The following is a 20,862-nucleotide window of genomic DNA, read 5'->3' as shown; positions in this document are numbered from 1 at the left end:
AACTAATTACCTGCAGAGAAATAATTATGGATTGTTGTATAAACCAAAGCAATGAATAATTTTTATTGGCTCTTTTCTCACTTAAACATTAGAGTGGGAAAAGAGTTTTTTTATGAACAAGGAAGGAAATGCAAAATGAAAAGGATAGTATTATTGTTTTTAATTTGTTTATGTCTCCTTATCATTGTAGCTTGTAATCAAAAAAACAATGACGATGTTGTGGCAGAGATAGAATATCATAAGGAAGGAAATGTAATCAAAATCACTCAAAGAGACACTGTTAATCAAATTCTAAATATTTTAGAATCTGCTCAAAAGAACAAGAAGGTTATTGATGTAGGGAAAACAGACGAAAAAATAGTTGTTAATTACAGTAGCAATGATATCAAAATTTTTGATCTGTACATCGATTTTGATAAGAGTGTCGGTATGGTCGTAATGGAATCTGAAAGTAATTATGCTTATGAGCTATCAAGTCAGTCTATAAAAGACTTAAAAACAATTCTAAAAGGGACTTAAAATAGAAATTAATTTTTCTATCAGTATCTTATTAGTTAGATACTCATTAAACCGATAAAACCCCACTGATCCTTAGGATCGAGTGGGGTCTTACATATAATCAGATGAATTTTAGCATACGACTATTTCAAAAAATCATCAAACTGCGCATCTCATTTCCTTACTTAAACAAGCCTATGACTTGTTCAAAGCCGTTCTTCTTTTCCAACGTTTCAACAGCACGTACAATCCAAAACCACCTAAGAAAATCACCGCTGCCGGAACGATATAAGGTTTAACAATCTCATCCACATGCTCCCATTGAGAGCCTAGTTTGAAGCCTAAGTAGATGTACAATGAGGTGATCGGAAGCATGGCCAAGAAGGTAAAGATACTGAACTTAAACACATTCATTTTCGCCATTCCACATGGGATGGAGATCACGGTCCGAATACCGGGTACAAAACGTCCATAGAAAGCTACCCCGCTGCCATACTTCTCGAAGAACTTATCGGAAGCGTCCAGATGGTGGGGGCGAATCAAGAAATACTTGCCGAATTTTTCGACCATCGGCCTGCCGCCGTACCGTCCCAGGGCATACAACGTCAGAGGTCCAAACGTACCACCTACGGTACCAGCCAGTATAGCCAGCCACAGCTTCATATCCCCAAGATACACCCAATATCCAGCCATGGGCAGTACAAGTTCAGCAGGTACGAATTCAAACGACAAGGCAATAACCAGACCTGCGTATGACAAATCTTTAAAAAAGAGTATAAATTGCGTGATCCATTCTGTCATGCTTTCCCTCCATGAATCTATCTTTTTTATATATAAAAGAAACACTCCTGTACAAAGAGTAACAATAGCGAATAGAGCTTGTCAAAGTTCACATGAAAGGCCTTTTCAGGACACACTGCGGCAATATGTTTACCCGTACATAAGGCCTGGATTCATTGACACTTCATACAGAAGTGGATACCAGCTGTTTTTCATTGTTGGGGATGATCTGACTGGGAAACCTCGTTTCAACCAAATGAGGTTTTTTTATATGCTTATTTTGCTTTATACCAATGGTATATCTATTCATAATCATAGGCTGTACAATCATTATTTTATGGTTGAATACAATGTATCCTTTTATTGTTTCATGTATATCATATAGATATACAACTGTAGGGAGGTGAGGTATAATTGGAGCATCAATCAAACGAAAGGCGTGGGATTGCCATGACTACAGCCACACTTAGCAAATGGGGAAATAGCAGTGCAATTCGCATTCCTAACCAATTGCTTAAGCGTCTTAATCTGGAAGAAGGCTCGGAAATCGAGATTTTGGTGACAGAAGATAATGAATTGTTGTTGCGTCCAAAAACCAAGCCTGTAGAGTCCAATGAGGAACTACGTAGCCATCTAAAGACTTTGCTCTCTAAAGTGAAACAGGATACAAGACATGAAGAAATAGACTTTGGTACTGAAGGGAACGAGTTACTTTGATTATTCCCAAACGAGGCGATCTGATATGGCTTGACTTTGATCCTCAAGAGGGTCACGAGCAAACCGGGAGACGACCGGCTATTGTTCTATCGGAACTTGAATTCAATGAAATAACGGGTTTTGCCGTTGTATGTCCCATAACGAGCCAAGCCAAGGATTATCCTTTTGAAGTTACACTACCAGAAGAGCTGCCATTTTCAGGTGTTGTTTTGACGGATCAGTTGAAGAGTCTTGATGTGCGGCAACGACGTATCCAAATTGCGGGGCATGCCGAACCAACCTCTGAATTTATGAAATCAGTTCTACGCAATGTCCGTTCTATATTGGCATAATTGAAAATTAGTAGCTGATCATATTCCTAAATCCACGTCTAACTAAAAGACGTGGATTTTTTCTTTCATGCCTAAATAGATTCGTCCATCCTTGACGCTTCTAACAAGAGCTTCCGAAAGGCACATATAAGTTGGAAAGAAAGATTTTTAATTCTCTGAAAATGCTTCCATTTATAGTATGATAAGACTATCGCTAGCTTCTTCAAACATGGCCTGTATTATCTTTGCGGCTATCGGGCAAAGGCCATATCGAAAGTTCACAAAGACCATCCTATAGATAAAGATAAGGAGATCCAAATATGACAGTAACTTCGATTATTGATCAAATCCATATTATTGAATACGATCCCTCTTACGCTGCCGCACTCGCTGATATGTGGAACCGTAGTAATGAAAGCTGGGGAGGTGGCACCAACCTTAGAACAGAGGAAACAGTTCGCCGGGAGATGGAGAGTTCGTCCAATCTTTATGTGTTTCTAGCCGTTCATGAGAAAGAGGTTGTTGGCTTCTGCAGTTTTGCTCATTACCGCTATGACGAGAGAGCGCTATATGTACCGCTGCTTAACGTACGCCCCGACTATCACGGTTATAAGGTTGGACGTAACCTGATCCTGAATGCTGTGCGCAAGACCGTGGAGGCCGGATGGCCCCGCCTGGATCTGTTCACATGGGCAGGCAACACGAAGGCTGTACCGATGTACAAGAAATGTGGATTCTTCTGGGAGAAAAAAGATGATAATGTGCATCTGATGAATTTCATCCCTACCATTTTGCAGACCGAAGCACTTGCTCCATATTTCGAGGAGTTGGATTGGTATGCAGACAGCACGCGTGAACTCGTGGTCGAGCCGGATGGCCGACGGGAGCGTGGTTTTGATTTCTTTGACTACACGTGGAAAAAGGGAGATATCTCCCTGCGGGCTGAATTTGAAAAGTCGGGTCGCGGGCTGACTGCCCTCGAAACACCAGATTACGAAATCTCAACAGAGGTCGACGATCATGATCTGGTATTCGGTTCCAGCTATAAGGTTCGCTATCGCATTAAGAATACTTCTGCGTCCGAACTGGCGGTTGAGATCAAGGGTGAGGATAACAAAAACATTCGATTTGCGCTGGACATTGCACAAGCAGTCGCTCCGGGAGAAACCATCATCGTGGAAGGTGAGTTTCACGTTGATCCAATTACAGAGGAACAGAATAACAATAAGACTCATCCCGTGGTTGCCAGCACCTGGTTGATCGGCGGTAAGAAAGCGGAGTTCAGGTTAGGTATTGCCCCGAAATTCCCGGCCAAGATCAAGACCATCTTGCCTGTGAAGGAACTCTATCCAGGCATCCCGGCTGAGCTGGTTCTGAACGTGGAAAATAATGTGGATGCAGAAACGGAGTTCAGCTTGAACCTGCCTGAGGATGAATTCCTGGAATGGGCGGAGCGTTCGGTGCGCTTTACGGTGCCTGCCAAAGGCAAAATGTCTGTGCCAGTGCCTTTCACCTTGCGTTCGTATGGTCTCTATTCCCAAGAAGTAGAAGTGACGGCTGTCCCAGCGGGGAACCATGCGATCTCTTTTACAAGCAAAATTTCTGTACTGATGAAGGGAATCGAAGGGAAATATGGCGGGCAGATTGAGGATCAATGGGTGGCTGTGAATGGCGCATTCTCCCTTCATATGAGCAAACAAGATAATAACATGTGGATTGAATACCCGGGCTCCCGTCATTCATTCTGGTGGACTTATCCGAAGCTGGGTAAGCCGTTTGCCGAAGAGTTATCCAAGAAACAAGCAAAAGAAGTGAATATTTATCCCGAAGGTGAACGTCAGGTTCTTGAAGCACTGTATGACTCGGAGGATTTCCCTGGCTTGCAGATCAAGTCCGTGGTCAAGCTGTCTGCGAATGGAATCGCCGAATTCCACCACGAGGTTGAAAATACACGAGACACCGCCTGGGAAGAGGACCTGTATCTAATGAATAACTTTGGTTTCTACGGAAACCGGTTAATTCTACCTTACCAAGGCCGTTTTGTGGATATGGGGGATTCTTACGCTGGCGATCCGAGCCATTGGAACAGCGCCCAAATCACGGAGAACTGGCTGTTCTGTAAGGAGGAGTATGGTGCCAGCGGTATCTATTGGGACCCTTCTCTGAAGTTGCTTCGCCCGGAGTACACGCTGGGGTTTCAGCATGAGCTTGGCCGTATTCCCGCAGGAGCCGTTGTGCGGACAAAAGCAACTGTATATGCCCTGAACACGTTTGCCAAATGGTCGGATTTCCGTACGTTTGCACGGAAGCAGCGTAACCCGGTCATTCCGTTGCTGGACAGTCATCTGGATCTGACACTGAGTGAGGGAAATCCATTTGCCCCGGACGTGCTGCAAGCAACGCTGACTGAACACAAACTGGTTCCGCTTGCGGGCAAGCTGGAGCTGTATGTGCAGCAGGGTGGCAAACCGGAGGTTATGGCCAATGCTAAGGAATTCAATCCGGAGCAGAATCTAAACTCAGCCAAGCTGACATTCTCACCAGACGAAGCGGACCGAGACCAGCACGTGAGTGGTTGGAAAGTTCGTGGGCTATATCGGGGTGAAGATCGGATTCAGGAGCGAACTGCCCTTTGGTTCCCGCAGAGCGGAACAGAGGTGAAGCAGAAGATTGAAGAAGGTTCATCTGGACCGTTGTACACCGTAGATAATGGAGTGTTGTCGATCGCCGTTGCTCCTGAATTCGGGAGTGTAGTACACTCCCTGAAATATGCAGGAGAAGAATGGCTGGATAGCTCGTACCCTGAACCGGCTCCACGCTCGTGGTGGAATCCGTGGTACGGCGGACTGGGTGTGGGGGTTCCAGGCATGAATGGTTTCAGCCGCCAGTTGGAACAAAGAGTCGCTTCCTGGACAGAGCAGAAGGATCAATACGGCAACGTCTGGAAGGGTATAAAGCTGACCACCCGGATTGAAAAGCATGAAGCGAATCGTGGAATCACGATCCACCAGCATTATCTGATGCTCCCGGGTGTTCCTGTGCTATGCACGCTGCTTGCCGTGACCAACGAAAGCGGCCTGACGCTGACGGATTACTCGATTGCGGAGGAACGTTTCCTCCAGCCTTCATCTGTATTTGCGGAAGGTTGGATAGAGCAACCGGGTAAAGATCGATTCCCGCTGGGCAAGGTGGATGTGGGCCTGCCACTTGAAGATCTTTTGCGAGTAGGATCGGTTTCGCGTGAAAACATGCTGCATGCGGTCCATCGTTACCCGAATCAGAGTGCATGGGGGTTTGCCAATAATCAGGTGACAGGTCTGAACGTACATCATCATATGACACTCCAGCAGGGGGAGACGGTCTGGACGGAGCCGACATATCTGATTTTGGGACCAATCTCACTGAGTTCAGCGGATGTGCATGACCTTCTCAAACTGAATTTTGTAACTTCTACCGATGAAAAGGAGGCTTCACATGTCGATCATTGATATTCACATTCATCTGTCGGACATCGACAGCTTTCACCGAACAGCGATCGATCTGTCTAAAGTGGATTACTCTGCCGCTGGTCTTAAAGCGGAGTTTGATAAGAACGACGTCATTATGGGTATCGGAATGGGGGTTACGGAGCAGACGAAGGGAGCGTTCCCGGATTCCAGTTCCCCTAACCCGATGGGGTTAGATCTGGAAGAGAAGGTTCCGTCATTCCTCATGGAATGTGTGGGGATCAATCCCAATGCGTTAGACGGTAAAAACGCTCAGGACGAGCTTGACCGGATTGAAGCTAGACTGCAATCCCCGGAGGTAGCCGGAATCAAACTCTATGCCGGATACTATCATCATTATGTGTACGACAAAATCTATACCCCAGTCTATGAACTCGCAGCCAAGTACAACCTGCCTGTCGTGATTCATACGGGTGACACTTACTCCATGAATGGATTGCTCAAATATTCGCATCCGTTGACGGTGGATGAATTAGCCTTGCAGCAACGCGGTGTGAACTTCATGATCTGTCATCTGGGTGATCCCTGGGTGATGGATGCAGCTGAAGTGGTGGCGAAGAATCCTAACGTGTATGCGGATTTGTCTGGTCTTGTGGTGGGGGATCGGCCCCATTTTGAACGGTTCATGAACGAGCCTTTGTTCATGGATCATTTCCGCCGGGCCTTGGTCTATTCGGATCATTACGAGAAAATGCTGTTTGGCACCGACTGGCCGCTTGCGCCCATCGATCTGTATGCCGAATTTGTCCGCCGACTGGTACCGGAACAGCATCATGATAAAGTCTTCTATGAGAATGCCTTCGGGCTGTTTCCGCGTATTGGACAGCGGATTGCCGATCTGGGGTAGAACCTAAGTACCGAATTATTAATATCTGAGGGGACGTATAGCATGCCTGTCATGAAAGCATGAATCATGTGATGTTCATGCTTAATCCCTGTCACGTAAGCTCCTGCCACTTTGCTGGCAGGAGCTTTTTTTGTTCAGGAAAACAGTGTTTAGCCATGACAGACTCCATACTCATTTGTTATCTCCTTCTTGCCTGTATTTGTTTTTGCGAATAAAGAGAACTATAATGGTGGATGCACAAAATTTCAGATTTCTTTGGAGGAACATACGTTATGAGATCTTTTCAGTTTTATAATCCGACCCGGCTGATTTTTGGCAAAGGGCAACTTCAAGCACTACAAACCGAAGTTCCAAAATACGGAAATCGTATTTTGCTTGTATATGGTGGTGGAAGCATCAAACGTAGCGGGCTGTACGATCAGGTAATCAGCCAGTTGAATGAAATCGGAGCAGAGGTTACGGAACTGGCTGGTGTGGAACCGAACCCTCGTCTGTCTACGGTTCATAAGGGTGTAGATCTATGCAGAACACATAACATTGATCTGGTTCTTGCGGTTGGCGGCGGCAGTGTGCTTGACTGCGGGAAAGCCATCGCAGTAGGAGCCAAATACGATGGAGACATGTGGGATGTTGTTGTGCGCGAAGCAACCCCAGAAGGCGGCCTTCCACTGGGTACAATTCTAACGATGGCAGCGACAGGCTCCGAGATGAACAACGGTTCAGTAATAACCAATCAGGACACGCAGGAAAAATGGGCATGGTTCAGCGAGTATTCTTTCCCGGTGTTCTCCATTCTTGATCCGGAGTACACATACACCGTACCACTGGATCAGACTGTATACGGCATGGTAGACATGATGTCTCATGTGTTTGAACACTATTTCCATCTGGATACGAATACACCGGTCCAGCTTGGATTCTGTGAGACGATTCTTCGTACCGTTATTGATACGGCCCCTCGTCTGATTAAAGATCCAGAAAACTATGAACTGCGTGAAACCATTCTCTACTGCGGAACAATGGCGCTTAACGATGTCCTGAATATGGGTCTTGCCGGAGATTGGGCTTCTCACAATATAGAACATGCTGTATCGGCTGTGTATGACATTCCTCATGGGGGAGGTCTTGCAATCCTCTTCCCACACTGGATGAAGCATAATCTGGATGTGGATGTAGATCGATTCAAACGTATGGCCATTAATGTATTTGATATTAATCCTACTGGAAAGTCGGACGAACAAGTTGCTGAAGAAGGCATTGAAGCGCTGCGTACATTCTGGACTTCGATTGGTGCCCCTAGCCGTCTGGCGGACTATGACATCGACGACAGTCAGATTGACGTAATGGCTGATAAAGCGATGCGATTTGGTCCGTTCGGATTCTTCAAAAACTTGCAGCGTGAAGATGTAGTACAAATTTATCAAGCTGCACTGTAATTGTAAATCTAACAATCACTTTGTATAATGAGTCACATTAAACAAGGACCTTCCTGTAATACATAGGAACGTCCTTGTTTTTTTATTATGACATCATATCTTGTGTGCTCTCCCTTTTTTTCTAGGCTTCAATGTCATGTGATCCCCTTTTGGAATTAATTCTTCGGTTCAACTACGGCTTCATTGACAGGGGTATCCTTTCGTTTCAGATACAACTTGCTTGGGCGATGCAAGAGCACGATAAGCAGGGCAAAGAGATGAATCAGGGTGAACAGGTTACTCTCATTTGGAATGGAAACGAATAGCGCCAGACTCAGAAACGTCACGGTGAGCTTGAACTTTCTTTTGGTGATGAATATAACAGCGAGCAGGCTGGGACCGATGATAAACAACATTCTGGCTAAGATTACGCCAGAGGCGTAAGCCAGATCATCTCCTTTACGTAAGAAACCCAGATAGGCCTCCATGTTCTGGTTGAAGTCAATGAGGAACACGATAAAGGACACAATCACGTAGATCAGTTTCACACTCAATAAAATACGCACGACATTTAATAGCGTAGGTAATGCTGTTTTTGCCATATCACTTCTCCTATTCGACTTTTAATAAAGTAGGCATTTTCGGATTCAATGCGTCGTCCCTCTTCCTGCACGATATGTATTTTATATATTATACGATGTTGATGTTATATTTTGTATTAACCCAAAGTCTTCATTTTCCAATCGTTTGCAGTGGCCTTTGACCTAGTATAACTGGCGAAACAGCTTACAGATTATTTGATATCGACCGATATAAAGTAGATACATAGAATTTGGACTTCATAATGATGAAAATGAAAATGGATGGTGAATGTAATCATGGTATTTAGCAAGGCAAGAGAACGCATGCGCAACATGTCGTTCAGAGTCAAACTGCCACTTATGATCAGTCTGCTGGTGTGTATCGTACTGGCGGTAACTGCAGTAGTATCCTACACTGTAGCGGCTGTCATCACACTCGACAAAAGCAAAGATGAGATTAAAGCAACCTCGGACCGGGTGGGGGCAGGTTTGTATGCTTCACTAAGTTTGGAAGAACAATCCACCTTTTTGATCACAACACATCGGACCTTCCAGGATCTGCTGGAGATTCGAAATGCGGATGGACAGGAAGGGGAGAATTTTTTCTCGGAAAACAATGAACTGCTGGATAAGGCAAGTGGTATTCTTGCGGACAGTCTGGCAGGTATGGAAGGTAACAACAGTCTGATTTTGTTGGATCGAAATGGCATTATTATTGCAGCGAATGATCCGGCAGTTATCAAGGCGGAACGCGGAGATCGGGCATATTTCCAAGAAGCGATTCAGGGTAAAAATGTGATTAGTGAAGGGATTGTAGCCAAGTCCTCAGGACAACTAGGTACGGCTTTTGCCATGCCAATCTACAATGAGAATCAAGAAGTACAGGGAGTGCTCGTATCTGCAGTATCCACCTCGTTCTTCGTTAATCAGCTACAAAATATCAATATTAATGATGAGGGAAAAGTGATCATTCTGGACCGTGTAGGTACGGTCATCTACGATTCAGCGGATGAGAAGTTGGCAGGCCAGAAGATGGACTCCGGCGAATACCAATCATTGATAGATCTTGCTCCTGGCGCTGAACTACAGCAAGGGGATATTAGCACAGATGAGAAAGTGGCGTATTACTCCAAAATACCAAGATCAGACTGGACCGTCGTTGTTGAAGATAAACTGAGTGATGTGCAGAAGCCTTTGCGTGCGATGGCAAAACAAATGTATATTGTTCTGTTTAGTGCTATTGCGGTCTCCGTCGTAGCGGGTATTCTGATCTCTTTGCTGGTAACCAGACCAATTACAAGACTAACTGTGTTGTTCAGACAGCTTGCTGACGGCGATCTGACGGTGCAGGCTCAAGGTAAATATAGCGGAGAATTCAAACAATTGGTGGATAGCTTCAATACCATGGCAGCAGGCAATAAACAGCTGATCTCCAGCATGAACCATTCCATCGGCATCCTGAAAACTAGTACATCCGAGCTGGAACAGTCCACTCAGCAAACTTCGACCACGATTGCCGAAACAACGACAACAGCATTTGAGATTTCACGAGCGATGGAGTCCCAGGCGAACGATACGGAAGCCATTGTGGACAAATTCATGAATGTTGGTAACAAGATTGCCAACGTGAATGGAATGTCACAGGCAGTGAAGTTCAAGGCAGATGAAATTACGGATGCATTCAAAAATAATCATGAAGTTATTGATGCACTCATTGCGGTGAACGGGCAGAACGAGATTGAAGTTGGCAACATCTCCAAAATTACAGTGCAACTCGCCGAAAGCTCCTCGGGCATTCACCAGATTACAGGTACGATTGCCGAAATCGCAAATCAGACGAAATTACTTGCGTTGAATGCTTCGATCGAGGCGGCGAGAGCTGGTGATCAGGGACGTGGCTTCGCAGTCGTTGCTTCTGAGATCCGCAAGCTGGCAGAGCAGACGACAGCTCAATCGGAGGATATCAACCGAATTGTAATGCAGACCATTGATCACGTGGAGCAGAATAACCGAAGTGTTCAGGCTATTGAAGCGATTGCGGAACAGCATAAGAGCAGTGTTAGCCAGACCAAGGAGACATTCAATTTTGTCACCGAGAATATGAATGAGATGATGAGCCAGGTTCAGGCTATTGCCACGGAGATCGAATCCATTGAACGTGATAAGGATGACGTCATTGGGGCTGCACAGAATTTGTCTGCTTCCGGTGAAGAGGTGTCGGCTTCTGTTGAGGAAGTCACAGCAACAATGCAGGAACAGTCCGGCATGACGGAACATTTGACAGATATGGTGCAGAGAATCGATGGACTGACCAAACAACTTGCCGAAGAAGCATCTCGCTTCAAAACAAAATAGGAATACGAAAAGAAACCCGTTTTTCAAAAGAGAACCGGGTTTCTAGAACAAAAAGAGCACCTGTACCCATCTATGGCTACAGGTGCTCTTTGGTGATGTGTTATTCTCCTCGAATGGAAGGCGCATACGCCAGCACTTCCATTTCAATTAAATAAGGGCCTAAACCGCTGAATACGGTAATACGGGCGGGATAGGGTTGTTTAATCATTCGCGCATACACTTCGTTGTATTCGGGTTGATCCTCGACTCGGGCCAGATGAGTGGTTACCTTCACAATATGATCGAGTGTAAGTCCGGCTTCTTGCAGGATCACCTCAATATTACGAATGCACTGCTCCGTCTGCTCCTTAATGCCGCCAATGGGCTCAAGCGTCTGTGGATCGACACCTACCTGACCTGCGACGTAGAGGAAATCTCCTGCGCGGACAGCATGGGAGAAAGGAAGCGGGAACTTGGGTGCTGCACTTGCATGTATGATGGTAGACATCGTAGCGGTCATTCCTTTCCTAATGAATGTGTATGATTGGTGTTAACTGATGCCAGTTCGTAGCCTGCTGATAATGATGAGCGATGGACAACAGGCGGTCTTCTCGCATGAGTGGACCAGCAAGCTGCATGCCGATAGGTAATTGCTTCCCTGAGGTGGTATCAAACCCGATGGGTACGGTGATGGACGGTAGACCCGTATTGGTGAACGGTCCGTTAAAAATCGGGCTCCCCGTCTTGTAGCCGTATGGGGCCACATAGGGTGTTGATGGAGTCAATAACACATCCACTTCATCGAAAAGCATCATCATCTCGCTCCGGAATATCGTTCGGATGCGTTGTGCCTGCAAATAATCAACGGCACTCGTCTGGTAACCGAGTTCAAGCTGCTCCCGCATCGTGTGGCCGTAACGATCAGAGGCTTCCGCGAAGCGTTCCTGATGGAAGGCGGCAGCTTCTGCCCGCATAACCGTACGATGAGCAGCAATGGTCTCTTCCATATAAGAGGGCAGGTCAACTTTCTTCCATTGCATGCCCAGCTTCTCAAGCACAGCGATTGCCGACTCTACCGCTAACAAGATCGCTGGTTCATCGGTTTGGAAGAAGTTGCTCGGGAGACCGATCACCATTTCTGAAATAGGATGCTCAAGAGCATTTTTTAAGTCTGGCTTGCCATAAGGAAGCGTGAAGGAGTCCAGCTCATCTTGCCCGGCCATTGCTTCCAGAACGATTGCGTTATCTTGTGCGGACCGAGTGAATGCGCCAATATGATCCAGGCTCCAACTGGCTGTGATGACACCATTACGGCTAACTCTGCCGTAAGTGGGTTTCATACAGGTTAATCCGTTGTAAGCTGCGGGTCTAAGCAGAGATCCAAAGGTCTGTGTCCCGAGTGTGAAGGAAGCCATGCCAGCCGCTACTGCAGCGGCAGAGCCGGAGCTGGAACCGCCCGGGGTATGTTCTATATTCCATGGGTTGCGGGTTGGTGGTTCTCCTCCCTGAAAGGCGTATTCCGTCGTTGTTGTCTTGCCGAGCAGGATAGCTCCTGCAGCTTGCAACTTATCAATCACTGTTGCATTCGTTCCGGGTACGAAGTCTGGAAAGGTACTTGATCCAGCGGAGGTGCGTATGCCAGCGGTATGGATAATGTCTTTGGCTCCATAGGGAATACCATGCAGAGGACCGAGATATTCGCCATTCATCAGTTTTTGTTCAGACTCTCTTGCGGCCTGCAAAGCCTGTTCGGCGGTGACCGTAACAAAGGCTTGCACAGAAGGCTCTACTTTCTCAATGCGATTCAAATAGGATTTTGTAAGCTCGACAGGAGATATCAACTTATTTTTAATCAGTGTGGCGGCTTCAGCAATCGTCAGCTCGTTAAGTGGTTTCGTAATCATCGCAGAGGCACGCTCCTATGCGGGGGATTGGGCCCTACTTCTTCTGGCAACTTGAAGTTTCGAATCAGCTCCAAGTCTGCTGTAAATAGGGCAAGCTCCTCGCTTGTAATAACTCCGTCCGCATATTTGGCGCTTTCTGTACGGCGGTGTGTGAGATAGTCGTCCTGGTTCAGAGTAATCACCCTTTCTCTCTCTATTTGGTGGTGAAGCTTGAATCGATAATCTCCTCGTAAGCGAGGTCTTCCTTCAGATTGCCGATGAAGCGTTGCATGTCGATTGCGGTCTCGAAGGCTGATTCATTGATGAGCCCCTCCGCAGGATATACCTTGCTGTCGATCATGCGTTGTACCGCTTGCTCCACGACGTTTTTGTCCAGATTCGGAAATTCCTTCACGGCAACTGCTTTTGCGCCTTCAGGATTCGATTGAATGTAGTCCAGGGCTTGCTCAATAGAGGTGACAAAGCGTTGGGTGAGATCAGGATTCTTTTCAATGAAACTTGCGGTTGTATTCATCGTTGCAAAGGCAAAGTCAGGATAATCCTTCGTGAAATCATGGACAATATGCAGTCCTTCAGCAATGCCTTGATCCAGCTGAGGTTCGTAAACGATAGCAATATCGGCTTTGCCGGCTAATACAGCACCAAGCTCGGAGCCATTCTGAACCTCAGTAATCGTCACATCCTTGTCAATATCAATGTTGTTGTCAGCGAATAGTTTCCGCAGTAAGCTGTTCGAGCTTGTAGGTGCCAAGCCCACAACGATGGTTTTACCTTTGAAATCCGCTGTCGAGTTCACGGTTACTCCTTCTCGCGCAACTGCCCATACTGGAGCACTGCCGGATAGAAGGACCAGTGAGCGAGCATCTCCGCCCTTTGCATTAGCAAATGCGACATGCTCAGGACCGTGGAAGGAGAACGCCGACTCGCCTGAGATCACCGAAGACAATGCTGTTGGACCGCTTCCGGCAGCACGGATGGAAGATAGCTCAATGCGATTCTCCTTTAGAAAACCTTGGTTGTTCGCTACATACAAGGGGAGGTAGAGCAGGTTGTGATACACCTCGGAGACCATAATTTTGTCCACCTGCGTATTTGCTTGCCCCCCGCTATTAGATGCACCTGCACCACTCGCGGGTGTTGTGGAATTGCTTCCGCATGCACTGAGCAGTGTAGTCAAAATAACCGTCATCGCTGTTAGAAAAGCTATCTTTTTGAATGTACGCATTAGTCATCAGTCCCCTTTAATCGTTGTAGGTCAGCTATACAGATGTGGATTTGCTGCTGGTCTTGTTGTCATTCCATGGAAGGAGACGGGATTCAATATAACCGACACAGGTGTAGAGGAGCATGGCGACCAGCATAAGCATGAACACGCCGACCCATACGGCCGGAAGGTTGAACAGGTTACCTTCGACGAATACCATGTGTCCAAGTCCTTTATCTGAAGAGATGAATTCTCCACCTACAACAGACACCAATGCCAAACCGATATTGATACGGAAGGCTGAGATGATCCATGGCAGAGAGGAAGGAACGATAATTTTGCGGAAAATTTGTGATTTCTTTGCACCGAAGGATTTCATCAGATTAATCTGGGATTCGTCGATTTGATGAGTCGCTTGGTAGGCGGATAATAGCGCTACGATAAATGTTGCTACGGAGGCCAGAGCAATCTTGGAGAAGATGCCTGAACCAAACCAGATGATAATCATGGGAGCAAGTGCGATCTTCGGAATACCGTTCATCGCTACAATGAATGGATCGAGCACACGGGCAACGGACTTGGAATACCACATGAGTAGTCCTGCCAATGAGCCAATTAAGCTTCCGGCTACAAAGCCGATAACGGTGGCATTTACCGTTGCAAACGCGTCTGTAAGCAGTTGTCCTGAGCTAGCCATGGTGATGGCGGCATCAAGAATGGCGCTTGGTGATCCCATGAGGAATCCCTTAACGAGTTTCAAGCGAACAGCGGATTCCCAGATCACCAGGATGACCGCTACAATAATGAACCGCCACAGCATCGTCATCAGCCATTCTTTGGAGAAGGTGGGCTGTCTGCGTTTGCTTTTCGCAACTCCAGCAGGCTTTCCGGCAAGGGTAATTTCAGGTGATGTGCTCTTCATTAGCTGATCCTCCCCATTTGGATATCAAGCTCTGACCAGATCGATTCAAAATACTGTTTGAACTTCTGGTCGGAGCGGGCTTTCAGTGCTGAGCCATATTGCGAGGCGAGACCAATGTCATACACCTGCTTCACAGTTGTTGGTCGTTTACTCATAACGGCAATGCGGTCGGAGATGGCGATGGCTTCCTCAATGTCATGCGTGATCAGGACGCCTGTCTTGCCCTCGGATTTCAGGATAGACAAGATCTCATCTTCCAGAATGAGTCTGGTCTGATAATCAAGTGCGGAGAAGGGTTCATCCAGTAATATAATATCGGGCTGGGTAACGAGGGTACGAATGAGGGCTACACGTTGGCGCATACCACCTGATAGTGTGGAGGGATAGGCTTCTGCGAATGAGGCCAGGCCATAGCGATCCAGATAATCCATGGCAATATCGCCGCGATCCTTTTTGGACATGCCCTTCACTTCCAAGCCTAGCGTGACATTGTCCAGGATGCTTCTCCAAGGAAGTAACAGGTCCTTCTGCATCATATAACCGACATGTCCGGTGGTCTGATCGATCTCTTCGCCACAGACGATAACCTTGCCATTTGTTGGCTTAAGCAGACCTGCGATAATATTGAAGATCGTACTCTTGCCACAACCGCTCGGTCCCACGATACTGAAGAATTCCTGTTTCTTGATTTGCATCGAAACCTCAGCCAGGACCTGAATATCTTCTCCGGTTGCACTGACAAATGATTTGGATACGCCTTGTATCTGTATAGCCATGATAGGTAGCCCCTTTCCTACAGCCTGATGTTTTTTCGTTTCTTGATGTAATTTGATGTTAATTAACATGACATTAATGAATATATTCCTAATCATATAGACTGTTTGCATCATTGTCATTAGTTACTCTGAACATAAAAATAGAATTAAATCAGTTAAAATGCACAAATGAAGATTGAACATGAATTGAATATGAAAAGAAAAATTAAAGAATGTGTCATTAAACATGACACGTTCTCGATTTAAGACGTATGATTAGCTTCACTAGGGGCTGGATTAACATTCAAAAGGGACTCAAGTGCGAAGGCAAGTCGAAAGCGCAGGCTCTCCATCGGGTCTTTAATGTTCCTGCCGGTCAGTTTCTCGCATTTCTCCAATCTGTAGATCACTGTATTGCGATGTACGAAGAGCTCTTTCGCCGTATCAACGATCTGGCAATGATTCTCATAGAAGGAGGACAAGGTTTTCATCAGCTCGTTACGCTCGTTTGGATCTCGGTCGTTGAAGGGCTTAAAGGTTTCTTGATGGAACTGCAGCATCTCATCGTGGGGGATCATGCGCAGCAGACGGCTTATATCCATGGTTTGATAGGAATGAGCGAAGCGTGTCTTTCGCATCTGATAACCGGATTGGAGCGCCTTGACTGCTTCTTTATAGGAGAGTCCAATATCCAATACATTGGTGTAGGAATTACCTATGCCGAAGGATAGGCTGAGCTGCGACTCTGTATACAGATTGCTCGCCATCCGCTCAAGCTGCTGAACAACGGTATGTTCGTCCCAAGACGATTCAGCCAAAAAAACGAGTATGCCGAACTGGTCGTTCTTAGTGAACATGACAAAGGAGAGATCCAATCTGGCGAATTCCTGTTTAATCAGCTCATAATTAGCGTCTCGTTCCGAGATTAATCGCTCTTCCCCGGAGGAAGTAGAGTTCTGTTTAGGTATGCCCGCTAAGGATTCATCCTTTTTGGCAATGATCAGAACGGAACTTCCTTTGGCTTGCAGCCCATATTTCTTGCCGCGATGCAGCGCTTCTTGTTCCGAACGAATGAAACCCTGAATGAGATCGGAGAAATATTCATTTTTGTAACGGCGGGAACGCTCTTTGACGGCTTGCTTCTTGGTTAACTCCAGGCCGATCACATTGACGGCTTGCTCCAGTGCCAGAGTGGAGAGCTTAGAGCTTGCGGAACTGTCATATAGTGCGATTAAATAGCCCTCGTGCCGATCCGTGAAGATGGGATGAAGCTCGGCGTGTCGATATTTATCAGCAGTAAGCAGACAGATCGAGATTGCGGTGTGGAAGGAAGGGTGCTCATCAATAAATGTCAGTATGGGCGCGGCGAGAGACTGGTGATCCATCTGTTGTGCATAATGGGAGCCTGCCGTAATCTGCTTCTTCGAACCAAGCAGAAGTACAGGTGAGGATAGCAAGTGAGACAATGTATCTACGATTGATGGTATGCCTTTTCCCTGCATCACCATCGTGGAAAATTGCTTGTGAATAGATAAGGCGTAGTGTAGCTCATGGGTTTTGTTCTGAAGGATGGCACTGATCGAATGTTGAAATATTTCACCGAGTGTATTGTCTATCTCAGACAGTTCGATGATCGGGAAGCCCAGTCTGTCGGCTGTCTCAAGCAGTTGCGGAGATAATTCAAGAGAGAAACGCTGTGTCTTGACAGCAAGCGCTGCACAACCAATTGCATGCATGTCTGTAATGAATGCAAGATGAGCATCCGGGCGGTCTTTCAGGATATAACCGTTGGTCAGCAGCATATCTCCCGACTTCAGGAATTGTACAATATCTGGTGCGTCCATAATATTAATCGATTGCACCAAGCGATCAAGGCCACGATGTCCGGCAATAACCTTTGCTTTCGAGAGAATGGGGATAGCCAATAACTGTTGCAGATCCATCTTCAACCCACTCGCTTTCATAATGATATGTTATAAAATCTAACATTAAGTGAGGTGGGCGTAAAGAAGTGTTTGGATAAAGAGGCTAAAAGATAGATGTAAACATATTTCTCATAAATATAAAAACTTTCCAAATAAGATGGTTTTACATCAGTAATCTTTTCAAATATTTTTTATAACCCTATGCGCTGGGTGAGTATGATGATAGGACAGGAATACACATTAAATCAATACAGTATGTACATAGAGTTTTTACCTAAAATCAAGGAAGCATTTTTGACTTTCATTATATTTGATACTGTAGGCCAAATATACAGGGAGAAGTGGGAGAAGAAAAGATTAAAAAAACTCACAGAGATTTATTATTCATTAGGTGTTGTTTTAAATTTGATGAGAGATTGGAGAACTGCAAACAGTAACAATCCCTTTATAAAGATAACCAAGGTGAACGTTGATTTACATTACCTAACAAATGATATTGCCAGTGAGAGAGCTTACAATAATGTTTTTACGTAGAATTGAATCTAATTCACTATCAGTAGACGATGTCATCATAGTTTTATAAAGATTAAAAATGGAGTTAAATGGATCTGAGGATTTCAAAAATAAAATTGATCTTGTTACAATTTCATCAAGCATTAGCAGCAAATACCCGACCTGGTCCTTATACAATTACAGTAACGTCAACGTTTGACAGGACTAAGTCCGATAGTGCAACGATTACAGTGACTTCAGCACCTGTATTGAACAGTGTGACAGTCAGTCCATCCAGTGAGAGTGTGGTGCAGGGCAATACGGAACAGTTAACAGCTAACGTGAATGTCAGCGGTGAAGCAGTCCAAACCGTTACGTGGACCAGTAGTAACACGAACAACAATGTTACTGTAGATGCGAATGGGTTGGTGAGTGTAGCAGCAAATACTCCACCTGGTCCTTATACGATCACCGCGATCTCAACGGCCAACGGCAGTAAGTCGGGCAACGCTACAATTAACGTAGTTACTAAAATAGAATAATACACTGTAACGATAAACAATTTGGTAGGTGGCATGATTATTGCTACCCCAACAATCTCCCCAACCGGTAACTTAATTATGAGCAAGCTTCAGCCAAGAAATTAATCATCACGAATGCCGGGGCGGTTGATACCACCCTATAGATAGCTCATTATAAGAACGCAAATTTGAGTACAAGGCTCGCTTAATTCAGAAAAAAATAGTGCTGAGTAAAAGAACCTAAGTAATAAGTATAACTCGTGAACTAGTGTAAACCGATATAATAAGATAGCATTAAGAAAAAGGCGGATGGTTGAAGCTTATACCTTAATTCAAATTCGCTTTAAGGAAGAGTAACTGGAGGGGAGGCACAGACTAATCTATTCTATTGAGTAAATAAATAGCTTTATATTTGAACTGGAGGAAGTATATGTTTTATAGAAAAGTGATTCAAAAAGTAAGCACATTCATATTAGCAACCAGTTTGGTATCCGTCTTGAGTGGGGTAGCATATGGTCAGAAAACCAATTTAGATATTGAAGGACATTGGGCCGAGTATACCCTTAGCAAATGGCTCTCAGAAGGGTTGATTAAAGGATATTCCGACCAAACACTTAAACCCAACGATGTAATTACACGTGGAGAATTTATGGCATTGGTTAATCGTCAGTTTGATTTTAATGAGGTAGAAGAACTACATTTCACTGACTTGTCGTCTTCAAATTGGAGCTATCTAGAAGTGCAAAAAGCGGTAAAAGCAGGTTACATACAAGGTTATAAAGATCAAACTATACGTACTTCTAAACCGATAAGCCGTCAAGAAGCTGCAGTTATTGTAGCAGACTTACTGAAATTACCTAGTAATGAAAAAGCAGCTTTAGCATTTAAGGATTCTTCAGAGTTTACATATTGGAGTAAGGGTGCCATAGGTGCTACATTCTCAAAATATATCATTACTGGTTATACAAATGGTTCATTCAAACCGGCATCTCCAATTACGCGAGCTGAGGCAGTTGTGATGTTGGATAAAGCGATAAGCTTGATTCAAGAACAAGAACAAGAGACAGAAAGTGAAGATAAAGATAATATACCTTCACCATCTATACCTACTGCGAGTTTAAATTCAGATTCAAACACTACATCTAATGGATCCGGTTCACCTTCGATTACTACTGGAGTGAAGACCTCCACATTAATCGCCACTGAAGGAGTCAAAGCCGTTCAAGGTATATCTCAAGTTGCCACTCTGACAATAACAAGTGGTGCAGATACGGCAGGTTCATTGCGTGCCACATTTACGGATGGAGTCAATCCAGTGACCGTTTACGTAGAGCTTGATGGAACTGAATTGGATACTGAGGTAGCTGCTAAAATCGTACAAGCGTTTGATAATGCATTAACAGGATGGAATGTGGATGCTGAGCGTGCAAACATTTATTTTACAGCATTAAATCCAGCTGTTAACAACGATCACGTTAAAGCCACCGTTGAAAGCATTATGACAGGGGTGGTTTCGAGTGGAAGTGTCATAACTGTCCCAGGTAGTATTTATAACAACGTAGGTACGGCTCAGGTAGCAACACTAGTGATAGAGAACGGTGCAACGGCTCCGGGTTCATATAATGTTTATTTTACAGATGGAGGAGTGCCAGTTCAAAAAAATATCTACATGTTGGGAACAGAAACAGCGGCTGAAGTAGCATCAAAAATAGCAGTCGCTTTTGGAACATCCGTAGCGGGTTGGGTTGCAGATGCTGATGGGACTCGAGTACATTTCACATCGCAAACGGCAGGTACTAATAACGAAAATGTTCGAATATACGCTTTGGAAGCCTCAGGAGTAGGGGCACCTTCAAGTACACTTGAAGTTCCAGGAAATCCTGCGACAAACACATCCCAAGTAATTAAGCTGCGTCTGCCCAATTCAGAGAGTGACCATGGGCCGATAGGCGTCAAATTCACGGATGGAGTCTCCTCGTGGACAGCCTATGTGTCTATGATGGGAAGTCCTGAAACAGGAAGCGATCTTGCTGACAAGATAGTAGCAGCATTCGGGAGCACGATTCCGAATTGGATCGTTTCTTCACGGGGCTCAGATGTAATTTTTACAGCCGAGTTTCCGGCAGAGAATAACATAAAAGCTATGGCGA

The 20,862-nt window shown here is 45.3% G+C and carries 19 protein-coding genes; 10 read left to right on the top strand and 9 right to left on the bottom strand.

Features of this window, described 5'->3' with window-relative positions; genetic code table 11:
• Nucleotides 1-51 precede the first annotated feature (51 nt).
• Nucleotides 52-519 (top strand): hypothetical protein, encoded by a 468-nt coding sequence (locus CXK86_RS20905; protein ID WP_180361833.1) that lies wholly within the window; start codon nucleotides 52-54, stop codon nucleotides 517-519.
• 174 nt (nucleotides 520-693) lie between these two features.
• Here CXK86_RS20905 and CXK86_RS20900 read toward each other — a convergent pair whose 3' ends face one another.
• The gene (locus tag CXK86_RS20900) at nucleotides 694-1,299 is read right to left on the bottom strand and encodes a DedA family protein (protein ID WP_101314491.1); all 606 of its coding nucleotides are present in this window, start codon (nucleotides 1,297-1,299) and stop codon (nucleotides 694-696) included.
• A 393-nt stretch (nucleotides 1,300-1,692) separates the two neighbouring features.
• On the opposite strand from CXK86_RS20900, the gene CXK86_RS20895 reads away from it, so the two are divergent.
• From CXK86_RS20895 to CXK86_RS20875, 5 genes are all read left to right on the top strand, one after another.
• Nucleotides 1,693-1,995: an AbrB/MazE/SpoVT family DNA-binding domain-containing protein gene (locus CXK86_RS20895; protein ID WP_083677501.1), complete on the top strand. Its 303-nt coding sequence runs from the start codon at nucleotides 1,693-1,695 to the stop codon at nucleotides 1,993-1,995.
• A complete protein-coding gene (locus CXK86_RS20890; RefSeq protein WP_076329088.1) occupies nucleotides 1,992-2,327 on the top strand; it encodes a type II toxin-antitoxin system PemK/MazF family toxin in 336 nt (111 codons plus the stop codon). The genes CXK86_RS20895 and CXK86_RS20890 overlap by 4 nt, the downstream gene beginning before the upstream one ends.
• 299 nt (nucleotides 2,328-2,626) lie before the next feature.
• The gene (locus CXK86_RS20885) at nucleotides 2,627-5,794 is read left to right on the top strand and encodes a GNAT family N-acetyltransferase (protein ID WP_101314490.1); all 3,168 of its coding nucleotides are present in this window, start codon (nucleotides 2,627-2,629) and stop codon (nucleotides 5,792-5,794) included.
• Nucleotides 5,781-6,659 carry an amidohydrolase family protein gene (locus tag CXK86_RS20880; RefSeq protein ID WP_036617253.1) on the top strand — a complete coding sequence of 293 codons (879 nt, stop codon included), beginning with the start codon at nucleotides 5,781-5,783 and terminating at the stop codon, nucleotides 6,657-6,659. The genes CXK86_RS20885 and CXK86_RS20880 overlap by 14 nt, the downstream gene beginning before the upstream one ends.
• A 272-nt stretch (nucleotides 6,660-6,931) precedes the next feature.
• Nucleotides 6,932-8,095, top strand: coding sequence for an iron-containing alcohol dehydrogenase (locus tag CXK86_RS20875; RefSeq protein WP_101314489.1), 1,164 nt, complete (start codon nucleotides 6,932-6,934; stop codon nucleotides 8,093-8,095).
• Nucleotides 8,096-8,250: 155 nt separating this feature from the next.
• Here CXK86_RS20875 and CXK86_RS20870 read toward each other — a convergent pair whose 3' ends face one another.
• The gene (locus tag CXK86_RS20870) at nucleotides 8,251-8,676 is read right to left on the bottom strand and encodes a hypothetical protein (protein ID WP_036674350.1); all 426 of its coding nucleotides are present in this window, start codon (nucleotides 8,674-8,676) and stop codon (nucleotides 8,251-8,253) included.
• Nucleotides 8,677-8,952: 276 nt separating this feature from the next.
• Here CXK86_RS20870 and CXK86_RS20865 point away from each other — a divergent pair, with 276 nt between their 5' ends.
• The gene (locus CXK86_RS20865; RefSeq protein ID WP_180361832.1) at nucleotides 8,953-11,010 is read left to right on the top strand and encodes a methyl-accepting chemotaxis protein; all 2,058 of its coding nucleotides are present in this window, start codon (nucleotides 8,953-8,955) and stop codon (nucleotides 11,008-11,010) included.
• 100 nt (nucleotides 11,011-11,110) lie between these two features.
• On the opposite strand, the gene CXK86_RS20860 is transcribed toward CXK86_RS20865, so the two are convergent.
• From CXK86_RS20860 to CXK86_RS20830, 7 genes are all read right to left on the bottom strand, one after another.
• On the bottom strand, nucleotides 11,111-11,497 hold the full coding sequence (locus tag CXK86_RS20860; protein WP_047843941.1) for a RidA family protein: 387 nt from the start codon (nucleotides 11,495-11,497) through the stop codon (nucleotides 11,111-11,113).
• A gap of 19 nt (nucleotides 11,498-11,516) precedes the next feature.
• The gene (locus CXK86_RS20855) at nucleotides 11,517-12,893 is read right to left on the bottom strand and encodes an amidase (RefSeq protein ID WP_101314487.1); all 1,377 of its coding nucleotides are present in this window, start codon (nucleotides 12,891-12,893) and stop codon (nucleotides 11,517-11,519) included.
• The gene (locus CXK86_RS32235) at nucleotides 12,890-13,075 is read right to left on the bottom strand and encodes a hypothetical protein (protein WP_036674348.1); all 186 of its coding nucleotides are present in this window, start codon (nucleotides 13,073-13,075) and stop codon (nucleotides 12,890-12,892) included. Before CXK86_RS32235 ends, CXK86_RS20855 begins: the two co-directional genes overlap by 4 nt.
• An 11-nt stretch (nucleotides 13,076-13,086) precedes the next feature.
• Nucleotides 13,087-14,118, bottom strand: a complete 1,032-nt coding sequence (locus tag CXK86_RS20845) for an ABC transporter substrate-binding protein (RefSeq protein ID WP_101314486.1) — start codon at nucleotides 14,116-14,118, stop codon at nucleotides 13,087-13,089.
• 34 nt (nucleotides 14,119-14,152) lie between these two features.
• Entirely contained in the window at nucleotides 14,153-15,019 is an 867-nt protein-coding gene (locus tag CXK86_RS20840; RefSeq protein WP_101314485.1) for an ABC transporter permease, read from the bottom strand.
• Nucleotides 15,019-15,795 (bottom strand): ABC transporter ATP-binding protein, encoded by a 777-nt coding sequence (locus CXK86_RS20835; protein ID WP_036617567.1) that lies wholly within the window; start codon nucleotides 15,793-15,795, stop codon nucleotides 15,019-15,021. The genes CXK86_RS20840 and CXK86_RS20835 overlap by 1 nt, the downstream gene beginning before the upstream one ends.
• 242 nt (nucleotides 15,796-16,037) lie before the next feature.
• Entirely contained in the window at nucleotides 16,038-17,717 is a 1,680-nt protein-coding gene (locus CXK86_RS20830; protein ID WP_180361831.1) for a PucR family transcriptional regulator, read from the bottom strand.
• A gap of 201 nt (nucleotides 17,718-17,918) precedes the next feature.
• Here CXK86_RS20830 and CXK86_RS20825 point away from each other — a divergent pair, with 201 nt between their 5' ends.
• From CXK86_RS20825 to CXK86_RS20815, 3 genes are all read left to right on the top strand, one after another.
• Nucleotides 17,919-18,233 carry a hypothetical protein gene (locus tag CXK86_RS20825; RefSeq protein WP_036674344.1) on the top strand — a complete coding sequence of 105 codons (315 nt, stop codon included), beginning with the start codon at nucleotides 17,919-17,921 and terminating at the stop codon, nucleotides 18,231-18,233.
• Between the two features lie 101 nt (nucleotides 18,234-18,334).
• Nucleotides 18,335-18,733, top strand: coding sequence for an Ig-like domain-containing protein (locus tag CXK86_RS20820; protein ID WP_180361830.1), 399 nt, complete (start codon nucleotides 18,335-18,337; stop codon nucleotides 18,731-18,733).
• A gap of 409 nt (nucleotides 18,734-19,142) precedes the next feature.
• A partial coding sequence (locus tag CXK86_RS20815) for an S-layer homology domain-containing protein (RefSeq protein ID WP_144029823.1) occupies nucleotides 19,143-20,862 on the top strand: 1,720 nt, incomplete at its 3' end.

It is taken from the genome of Paenibacillus sp. BGI2013 (genome assembly GCF_002843485.1).
GTDB lineage: Bacteria > Bacillota > Bacilli > Paenibacillales > Paenibacillaceae > Paenibacillus > Paenibacillus amylolyticus.
Note: the sequence above shows the minus strand (reverse complement) of the source record. Positions and strands in the feature narration are given on the sequence as shown.

Excerpts from the sequence above, each read along its gene's own strand:
- CXK86_RS20905 (WP_180361833.1), top strand. The coding sequence starts at position 52 with ATGAATAATTTTTATTGGCTCTTTTCTCACTTAAACATTAGAGTGGGA.
- CXK86_RS20900 (WP_101314491.1), bottom strand. The coding sequence starts at position 1,299 with ATGACAGAATGGATCACGCAATTTATACTCTTTTTTAAAGATTTGTCA.
- CXK86_RS20885 (WP_101314490.1), top strand. The coding sequence starts at position 2,627 with ATGACAGTAACTTCGATTATTGATCAAATCCATATTATTGAATACGAT.
- CXK86_RS20880 (WP_036617253.1), top strand. The coding sequence starts at position 5,781 with ATGTCGATCATTGATATTCACATTCATCTGTCGGACATCGACAGCTTT.
- CXK86_RS20875 (WP_101314489.1), top strand. The coding sequence starts at position 6,932 with ATGAGATCTTTTCAGTTTTATAATCCGACCCGGCTGATTTTTGGCAAA.
- CXK86_RS20870 (WP_036674350.1), bottom strand. The coding sequence starts at position 8,676 with ATGGCAAAAACAGCATTACCTACGCTATTAAATGTCGTGCGTATTTTA.
- CXK86_RS20865 (WP_180361832.1), top strand. The coding sequence starts at position 8,953 with ATGGTATTTAGCAAGGCAAGAGAACGCATGCGCAACATGTCGTTCAGA.
- CXK86_RS20860 (WP_047843941.1), bottom strand. The coding sequence starts at position 11,497 with ATGTCTACCATCATACATGCAAGTGCAGCACCCAAGTTCCCGCTTCCT.
- CXK86_RS20855 (WP_101314487.1), bottom strand. The coding sequence starts at position 12,893 with ATGATTACGAAACCACTTAACGAGCTGACGATTGCTGAAGCCGCCACA.
- CXK86_RS20845 (WP_101314486.1), bottom strand. The coding sequence starts at position 14,118 with ATGCGTACATTCAAAAAGATAGCTTTTCTAACAGCGATGACGGTTATT.
- CXK86_RS20840 (WP_101314485.1), bottom strand. The coding sequence starts at position 15,019 with ATGAAGAGCACATCACCTGAAATTACCCTTGCCGGAAAGCCTGCTGGA.
- CXK86_RS20835 (WP_036617567.1), bottom strand. The coding sequence starts at position 15,795 with ATGGCTATACAGATACAAGGCGTATCCAAATCATTTGTCAGTGCAACC.
- CXK86_RS20830 (WP_180361831.1), bottom strand. The coding sequence starts at position 17,717 with ATGGATCTGCAACAGTTATTGGCTATCCCCATTCTCTCGAAAGCAAAG.
- CXK86_RS20825 (WP_036674344.1), top strand. The coding sequence starts at position 17,919 with ATGATAGGACAGGAATACACATTAAATCAATACAGTATGTACATAGAG.